Raw genomic sequence first — 8,807 nt, 5'->3', positions numbered from 1 at the left:
GACTTTATTGCAAATATGCCTGAATTGGTGTGTTGGGTAGTGTGGGCAAAGAACTGGATGCTTACTTATGTGTAGCATGTTCAATAGGGTGGGACCTAAAGAGCAGGGCTTTATGCTGTGCTAGTATACTGTGTTCCGTCAGCCGACAACTTAAGCCTATTGAAAAACTGAAGTTGAAGTTATATTCTTTTGTTGAGATTTATTCGTACAGCCCAAACCACAGCTGATAGCGATAAAAAGATAAGGATATAATTGTCAGCCAGCATAGCAATAAACCCCATTTTAGTTCAGCCATATTGTTACGTGTCAGAGGACTCTGTTATGTCAATTTGAACTCCAATTGATTTTGCAAATGCAACTACATTTCCGGATGTGTCGCTAGATAATTTATCTTTTATTATTTCTTTGAAGTCTTGCGCTTCTTCATTGGCTGAACTGATAATGGCAGGCATTTTCTCTTGATTATTTAATAAGATTTGAAAACATTCATTATCACGAATAACGTCGGATGTAAATATAGTTCGAAGAGATGATTGATTATTTTCTAAGTCAGCATACTTAAATAACCAATCTCCAAAAAAATTAAAAAGAGGAACTGTCATGCAGTTCGCCATACAAACGGAATCACGAACGGTATTGAATGCTCCTTTTAAGCTTCTACCTTGTTCTTCTAATTTATTAATTAACTTCCCAATTACGGCCTTATCAGGAATAGGTAAATTAGCTACTGCTATTTCTTTTAAAACATCTTTTATTGCTTCAAATGAATTCGTAGAATATTTATAATTTATAATTAAGCTCACTTCAATTTCGTATGAACTCAAGTCTTTAAAAGCCTCTTTCCAATCGTCTTCAGTTAATGCATTGAAGTTTTCTATTACAGTTTCTATGCAATGTGTACAGATAGAAAAATCTTCATTTATAGAGTGTTCAAAAAAGAATGGAGAAGCAGTCTTCTTTATATTATCCCTTGTGATACCCTTTATAAAGAACGATTGCCAAGCATTTAATCTTTTCAATAGTATTTTAGGCTCAATCTCTCCAAACTCACATATTTCCCTAAAATTTGAAACCAATTTTTCAATTACTGCCCTAGAAGTACCTACTGATTGAATTGTAAGGCTTTTTGCAACCTCCTTAAAAAGTGGATGAGTGCCAAAAGTTTTAAGGCCTAGTAAAATATTGCCATAGTTTAAATAATACTCTAACCTATTGGAAATATTTTCAACTAAGTCTTCATTTTTACTTTGTAAAATGTCGTCAAAAGAACTTGCATATGACGGATGAAAGGCTTCTAATTTTGCAATTCTCATTGCAATCAAATCGTAATAAAATTCCTCTTCGGCAGTAGAATTATTGAATAAAGTGTAAATATATGAGTCATCAAGTATTTCCTTAAGCGGCTTTTCCTTACTCACCTCTTTATATCTGGTATACAAAATGCCCATTACTTCTTTGTCATTATTAGGGGCATTTGCTTGAATCAACTCTTCAAGTCTTTTTGTAAAGGAGGCAAATGTATATTCATTTATTAGATAGGGGATATACTCAATTTCTTTAAGTTTCGGAATTTCCAAAGCAATCAAGTAGTCGTTAAGTTCCTTCTGGTTAGTTTTGATTTTATACTTGGCATATCCTGATTTGGCCTTGTCAATAAAAGGTATAAAATCCCGAATTGATGTTTGCTTAGTATTTAGTTCTGAAAAGACTTTTATTGAATCTTTAAATTTATTATCTATCGAATTGATGCTATCAAAATAATTTATAGCAGAAAAATCAGAGTCTGCAACAAGTTCATTCAATATTATTTTGAGATACTCTTCTTGATTTGAAATTTTTGAAAGTAAAATAATTTGAAATTCGCTTATTTGAGATTTCTTACGTGGTTCTATTTTTTTATACAAGCAATTCCAAATAATATCGGTCTGATATTTATATCCTATTTGTTCATCCTTTAAATCATTCAAAGCTAATATTGCATTCTCATAATTTGTAACATCTGTAATTGCATTTTCAAGAACATAATAGAATTCTGGAATTGAACTTATTTTTTTTAATACATCTACATCATTATTATTCAATGCACGTTTTATTCTGTCAGTAAATACAATCTGGATTGCTTTTTCAGGCTCAACCTGATAAAAAAGTGCAGCAATAAATTTTGGCATTTCTTCATCGGTTTCGTATAAGAATGATAGGCCCTTTAAGAAACTGGGTTTTATAATTTCATCAATAGGATTTTTTACAATTGAATTTTTGCCTAAAATGAATAATGCGATATAGTTAATAGGAACTGAATCTTTTGTAGTAAGCTTAATAGAAACAAATTCATTAATAAATGCTATTATTTTTCGTGGTGTAATTTCTTCACTCAGCAAATCGAAAATTTGCAAAATGTTATTGTTATTGCTTAGTGAATCATCTTCGCCAAAAGCAACTTTCCATTGTGTTGTAAAATAATTTTTCCAGTCTGAAAGAATAGGCGGGGAAACTCTGTAGACGACATTAAATGTTTTATTTATAAAGTCATCTCCATATTGTTTTTTATCACTGTCCTCAGATTTAAAAGCTAATTTGATATGCTCTCTGTCAAAGGGAACAATTACTTTAATATTAACATAAGAATTTTCACAAAAGAAAACATGAATTGAAGACCATAGTTCTTGAACCTTCTTTTGAGGAAGTCTATCCATGTTATCAAAAACAAGAATTAAATTTTTACCAGAAAGATCTTTTGATATATCCGACATCCAAATCCTAAATTTTCTAACTGAAGGCTCATCTTCAGAAATCATCTCATACTTAGTTTCTTCTTCAACTTTGTTTTGATATTCTAGAAATAATCTAGTAAAAGAATTTTTGCTTTATGCTTCCATGTTTCACTTGAAAGAAGTAATAAATAAATAGTCCTGCAACTGAGAGTAATGGTATTGATAAAACCAATAAACTCCAATAATAATTTGTGATTTTGTCTGCCAATGATTTAAAAACTGGAGTAATTAAAATTGACAATGCAATTACAATTATTCCAATGCTCATTTTTGGAACTCTTTTACTTTCTGTTTCTTTTGTCTTTGATAGAAGTTTTTTTAGTTTTAATTCCCAAACATCTTTAACTAAATGTTCCTGTGTCAAGTTTTCTGTTAGCTCTTCCAAAAATGACCTTCTTTGCAAGTCTTCTTGATGCCCCCAAGAATCGTAAATAAAGAAATGATAGCCTTCGGGAGTTAGAATATTTTCAACTTGTTTAACTAAGTTTGATTTACCTGAACCCCAACCTCCATCTATACCAATGATATTGCAATTCTTTTCTGTTTTAATTATGTTACAAATATTTGAGGCAATTTTTTGTTGTGCTTTGCCTTCAAATAAATCTTCACCACATGGGGAATTATTTATAAACTGAGGGTAGTCATTTGTTGCTGCCATAAATGATTATTTAAAAAAGTGTGCTGAGTAAAGTTAAATTTAGTTTAAGGTTTCTGAGATCGAAAATGGTTGCAGGTAACGAAAAAGCTTGGCGTTGTTGGGGAAATATAATTCCGTCAGCCCCAGTAGTGCAAAACCCCATGTTCAATGTTATAAGTCGAAGCTGTAGCCCGATTTGTCAAGCCATTTTATAATATGCTCCGATGATAAGAAGTAACCTCTGTCAACGTCACCGCTAATAAGCATACCACACCACGAATAACCTTCTGAATCATTTGAACATATCCATGCACCTGAATCCCCAGCTCTTACAGGCAAAGCATTCGCATATTGCTCTGTCCCTAAAATTTTAAATGGAATACTTCTTAACTCAATTAAATTAGTGAAACAAGCATATTGTGAAATTGAATCCTGCTCATACGCAATCTTGTATGAAACGCATAAGCCTCCAATTATTAGTTGCTTTCTTTCGTTTGTAGTCCGACCATTAAACTCAACTTTCATTCCTTGGTTTATGTCCTTAAACTCTTTTAGTTTATTTATTTTACCTAATTCGTGTATTCTGAATTCACAATTTTCCGAATTATCTATTTGTATTAAAGTAACGTCCATATTTCCTATACTACTTTCAGGACTACATGGTGATTGGAAGGGGCAAAAATTCAAATCACTGGAAAATAGTACCTTTCCAATCTCTCTGCTTTTTGACGAATCATATTTTGCAGGTTGAAAAACTGATTGATTGTTTGATGATACCACATGAGCACAAGTTAGTCCATAAACATTACCATTTTTATCGTTTAGGAATCCTCCCAATGTTCCAAAAGATTTTTCATTATTTGAACTAATGCTCACACCACCAACTAAAGGATTATGTACCTTTTGAGAATTCAAAAATATGTTTCTCCCTCTTCGTTCAATTAGAACTCTAAAGTTTTCATCATCTCTAAATTGATAAATAATTTCTTCAAATAATTCAATTTTTGCATCATTAAAAACGCTTATAATAACTTCTAAGGGTCTAAAATTAAATTCCTTAAACATTAATGGAAGGGATTCTTTAAATCTTTCAAAATCACGGAAGGTACTAATGTTCGGTATTGTATATTCCGAATCACTTTGAAAAGGAAATTGAAAAAAAATTCCATCAGGAAGTTCTCTGAAGAAGTGCCTATGGAAATCGAAAAATCTATAAATAATATCTTTGAAAATATCGGATGGATAACGTTTGTGAATTTCATAAATTGAAAAGAAATTATTAGAAAAACGTATAACCGTTCCTTGGTGTCCTGGCGTTTCAGCAACAATATTGAAAAGCCTTTTAATCCTTTCATTTTCTCGTATAAAGTCTAAAAAGAATTGCATAGCTATTTGTTTAATGGTGTAACAGCACTAATTAAGCTAAATGCAACAAGTACAATTGAGGCTATTGCTTGGTCGAAAATGTTTGGTGAAATCGTTGCTAACAATTGTTTACCTGTTGTAACGTAAGCCCAAACTAAAAAAGCAATTGTCGAAAGAATTAAATGGTTTCTTTTAGGCTTGTCAGCTTCAGCAACATTGTTAAGATAGAAAGGAGTCAATATGAGTCCTAATGCAAAAACAACCCAAGCTGTGATATTTTGAGCGTGTATGTTTTTTACAGAACCTACAAATCCTATCATGGTTAAATAACCTCCAATTATTTCGCTTGGTATTAACCTTGCAACTTTATTGAGGTAATCGTTGAAGTTTTGTCCCTCCCCAGCAAATGCTTTTGGTTGAGTTAAGTCAAGCTGCTTTTCGTAAAATAGCCGTCCCATATGTTAAGGTTTTAGTAACTGGTGAATAATATCGCACAACGAAAAAGGTATTGCTGCAGTTGGGGAATAGACCAACTGTAGGCCCGGAACTGAAGCTAAATAAATAACTAAAAGCCGAAGTTAAGAACTAATGACCGGTAAAATTCCGTACGCTGAAGCTAAAGCGTGGATATCCACTACTGCTGATTGTTCTTCCGTCCGGCCCCAATTCCAGCAATACTTTTGTTGGCGGTTCGTGCTTTTCTAAAAATTTCCAACCGTTAAAAACTTACACAAGTTTTAAATTATTACCACTAAATTGGCTGTCCAAGATAGTTTGAGGTACGTTACTAAAATATTCCTTGGGTAAAGAAATCGGTTTGCCAGCATTACCAATATTAACTTCATGCGTAGTACCATCGTCCATTATTATTTCAAGTTTATATTCATTTTGCAACTCCCTTGCAATATGTTCTATGTTCTTATTTTGTCTTGTTTGCTCAACATTAACGGAATGCCATGCCCAAACTTCGACGTGAAAATCCACTTGCTTTGTCTCCCAAATACCATCGAATGAACCATTATTTTTTTGTATTTGTAAGACCGTTTCTTTATTAAAGAAATTTATCCTGACCCCATTCTTAATCATATAAAATGAGTTTATTGCCTTTGGAAACTTTATGTGTACTGTTGGATAGAAAGTCGTTGTGAATGTGCCAAAATCGGAATCATGCTTTTCTTGATCCGCTTTAGTGTTATTACTCCATGTCAATGGAAGAATAAAAGGCAAAACAACTACATCAGAATAATTCAAAACTGAAACTGTATTTATTTTTATAACACAATCATTTTCCGTTTTTGCATTTATACATAGTTTGAATTGTTTTAAAATTAAATTTCTTTGGGCTTCTAACTCCATTAATTTTTGCTGAATGATTTCTTTGGAATTTTCCTTAAAGTCGGCCCTGTTCCACACTTTATTTAATTCAGATAATTCCTCATGATTTACCAAATTCTCGAATGCCAAATTGCTTAATTTAATACATGATTCATCTATAACACTATTAAGCTCTATTGCATCAATGAACTCAGAATAAAATTTACTGTTTGAAATTTCGAAAATATCAGAAATTTGTCTTGTATTATAGACCATTATTGGAGAACTTTCTCTATTTTCTGCTGAAATATTTCCAAGAATATCTTTAATTTTCTCCTTAATAACAGGCATATTTCCTGGCTCAGTATCAATAATTTCAGATAATTTAGGCTCAAGTTTCGTAGTTCCTATACCAGACTGATAGCCATAAACACCTATCGTAAGTGATTCATTTTTTTGTTTATATTCACTTTCAAAGTCTATATTAACATTACCAGTTGTCCAACTGACTTCGAGCTTAGCTCTCACACTTTCTTTTTGTTCAACTGATATACAATTGAATGAATAGATAAGTGTTACATTGTTTCCCCGCTGTAAACTTGTAACAACTTCATTACCAACAACTCTTTGAAATTCAATTATTGTTTTGTTCTTAGTTGATGTCTTCCAAAATTGCTTTCCTTTATCAGAAAATTCTAAAACACCATTTACATTTTCTGGGATATATAATTTCTTTGCATTGAAAACATAAATTATATTTTTTTCATTAAAATGAACTTCCTTTTCCCAGTCCAGCGAAGCACTTGCATTTGTTAAACCAAATTTTGCTTCAACCTTTATATCAAGAGATAATTTTTTGTATAATTCTTCCCTTGTTGTGACTTCTTCAATTTGAAACTCTACTTCAGCACCAATATTCTTATTATCTGTCGAAAATGACTTCCATTCTAAATAGCCGTTTGTTGATTTATCCTCGAATGGTCTTCTAGAGTCTATTGGAAAGCCAAGTTTTGCCGTTGTTTTAGGGTGGTAATTGTAAGATGCCATATTTTTAAATTTAGTTATTATTAATTAAAGTTTTACAACAAGTGTATAAATGAATAAATTATTTAATTGATATTTATGAAAAGTCAGTTTGAGGCCAACGAACAGGTATTGCTGCATATGTGGAATTCATTGTTCGTCCAGCCCGGAACCGCTGCCCAATAAAGATTTAAAGGTATAAGTTAAGAATTAGCTGCCTAGCAGAATTCCTTCAATCTCCATTCGCCGGCAATACTTTTGTTGGTGGCAGTAAATTACGATTGAAGGTTTAAAAAGGTAAATCATCTACTTTATCTTCGACTTTAGGTTCTACTTCAAATTTCGCATTCAAATCATTTTGTATTCTGGTTTCAATATTTGTTTTTATTAATTCGATAGCCGACCTAATTGCCGACTCATCTGCGATTTTAACCTCATTAAATATCCATTTTATTTCTTTCGTGTTCAAATTTTTATTTTCCCAACTCTCGTCGATATAGTTAGTAACAAAATAGAAGAATCTTATGTGTTTTTTAGATATTAAAAATACAGTGTTGCATTGATAGCTTGCAAGGTTTGGGTAAAGACTATTCACCTCAATAGAGATAGCCTTAAAAGGGAGTTCAAATTTTAAATCAAATCCACTCAGTGTTGTATATTCTTCACCCGTTTCATAATCAACTCTAGTTTCATAAACTAATTTCGCAAAAAAATCATTTTTATTATCCTTTAACCAATTACCGATAACTCTGGTATTCGGAATTGTTTTGTATTCCTGCAAGAAATTAATTTCGAGTTTATACAATTCGGCATAATCTATTGAAAGAGAAATTCTCTCAAATTCTTTTCTAATAAATTCGACTGCCTGAAGAGCTCCTTCTTTGTTCACGTATTCCTTGGCGTCTAATTTAACTAGATCTGCTAATTTTAATGGCGCATCCTTCGACTCTGTATCAGAAACAGTTGAAGCGTTAAAGGAGTTAAGATACTCCCTTAGTTCTGTCGAAAAACTGCAAAATTTCTCTGTCAAATCAGCTTGGATTACAAAAAATGGTGTTTGGTCTTGGTTGTCAGAGAATTCATCAGATATTACATCAATAATGTCTTTATACCTTATTTCTTTTGTCTTATGTTCTTTTAACGCCTTAATAAAACTATATGTAAAAAAACTTAGCTTCCCATTTTGAAAAGAGGATTGATTATTCAATGATGAATTAAGAAAATAACAATTATTGAATCCCTTTTTGCTGTCATTAAAGTACTTATTTAAAACATTGCCTTCCTTAATGTAAGTAGTTCCTGATTGGCAAGCGTCAATCACCTTTATTACAAGGTCAGGAGAAAGTGTTCTTACTAAATCATCTATTTCTGTGTTTTGTAAGGATGTTTGATTTTTCTTTTTAGCATCAAAGTCAGAAAGCACATAGTAGAATTCTTCATTTGAAAACTCTCCATGTCCTGAATAATAAAAGAATAATTCATTAATCACAGTACCCTTATTGTTCAGAATAAAATTGCTTAAAAGCTCTTTTGTTTTCGCACTACTTTCATTGTTATTTATGTATAGAATTTCATCGTACTTATCCGTCTTTTTTAAAATTTGATTAATCGCATCCGCATCATTTTTGCAACCTGGTAGGTTATTATTCGAGTTAGAATAGACGCTTACTCCAATTATTACAGCTATGTTCATATTG

6 protein-coding genes are annotated in these 8,807 nt (G+C 31.8%); all 6 read right to left on the bottom strand.

Annotated elements, in window-relative coordinates; genetic code table 11:
* Nucleotides 1-299: 299 nt before the first annotated feature.
* On the bottom strand, nt 300-2,795 hold the full coding sequence (locus tag GD597_RS20110; protein WP_171609707.1) for a P-loop NTPase fold protein: 2,496 nt from the start codon (nt 2,793-2,795) through the stop codon (nt 300-302).
* Between the two features lie 49 nt (nt 2,796-2,844).
* Nucleotides 2,845-3,429, bottom strand: coding sequence for a P-loop NTPase fold protein (locus GD597_RS20105; RefSeq protein ID WP_171609706.1), 585 nt, complete (start codon nt 3,427-3,429; stop codon nt 2,845-2,847).
* Between the two features lie 150 nt (nt 3,430-3,579).
* Nucleotides 3,580-4,794: a hypothetical protein gene (locus GD597_RS20100; protein WP_171609705.1), complete on the bottom strand. Its 1,215-nt coding sequence runs from the start codon at nt 4,792-4,794 to the stop codon at nt 3,580-3,582.
* Nucleotides 4,795-4,796: 2 nt separating this feature from the next.
* Nucleotides 4,797-5,231 carry a hypothetical protein gene (locus GD597_RS20095; protein WP_171609704.1) on the bottom strand — a complete coding sequence of 145 codons (435 nt, stop codon included), beginning with the start codon at nt 5,229-5,231 and terminating at the stop codon, nt 4,797-4,799.
* Nucleotides 5,232-5,499: 268 nt separating this feature from the next.
* Entirely contained in the window at nt 5,500-7,134 is a 1,635-nt protein-coding gene (locus GD597_RS20090; protein WP_171609703.1) for a hypothetical protein, read from the bottom strand.
* A 265-nt stretch (nt 7,135-7,399) separates the two neighbouring features.
* A complete protein-coding gene (locus GD597_RS20085; RefSeq protein ID WP_171609702.1) occupies nt 7,400-8,803 on the bottom strand; it encodes a caspase family protein in 1,404 nt (467 codons plus the stop codon).
* Nucleotides 8,804-8,807 lie beyond the last annotated feature (4 nt).

This window comes from Limnovirga soli, from assembly GCF_013106755.1.
Lineage (GTDB): Bacteria > Bacteroidota > Bacteroidia > Chitinophagales > Chitinophagaceae > Limnovirga > Limnovirga soli.
Note: the sequence above shows the minus strand (reverse complement) of the source record. Positions and strands in the feature narration are given on the sequence as shown.

Coding starts and splice junctions, on each gene's coding strand:
- GD597_RS20085 (WP_171609702.1), bottom strand. CDS start 8,803: ATGAACATAGCTGTAATAATTGGAGTAAGCGTCTATTCTAACTCGAAT.
- GD597_RS20105 (WP_171609706.1), bottom strand. CDS start 3,429: ATGGCAGCAACAAATGACTACCCTCAGTTTATAAATAATTCCCCATGT.
- GD597_RS20100 (WP_171609705.1), bottom strand. CDS start 4,794: ATGCAATTCTTTTTAGACTTTATACGAGAAAATGAAAGGATTAAAAGG.
- GD597_RS20110 (WP_171609707.1), bottom strand. CDS start 2,795: ATGATTTCTGAAGATGAGCCTTCAGTTAGAAAATTTAGGATTTGGATG.
- GD597_RS20095 (WP_171609704.1), bottom strand. CDS start 5,231: ATGGGACGGCTATTTTACGAAAAGCAGCTTGACTTAACTCAACCAAAA.
- GD597_RS20090 (WP_171609703.1), bottom strand. CDS start 7,134: ATGGCATCTTACAATTACCACCCTAAAACAACGGCAAAACTTGGCTTT.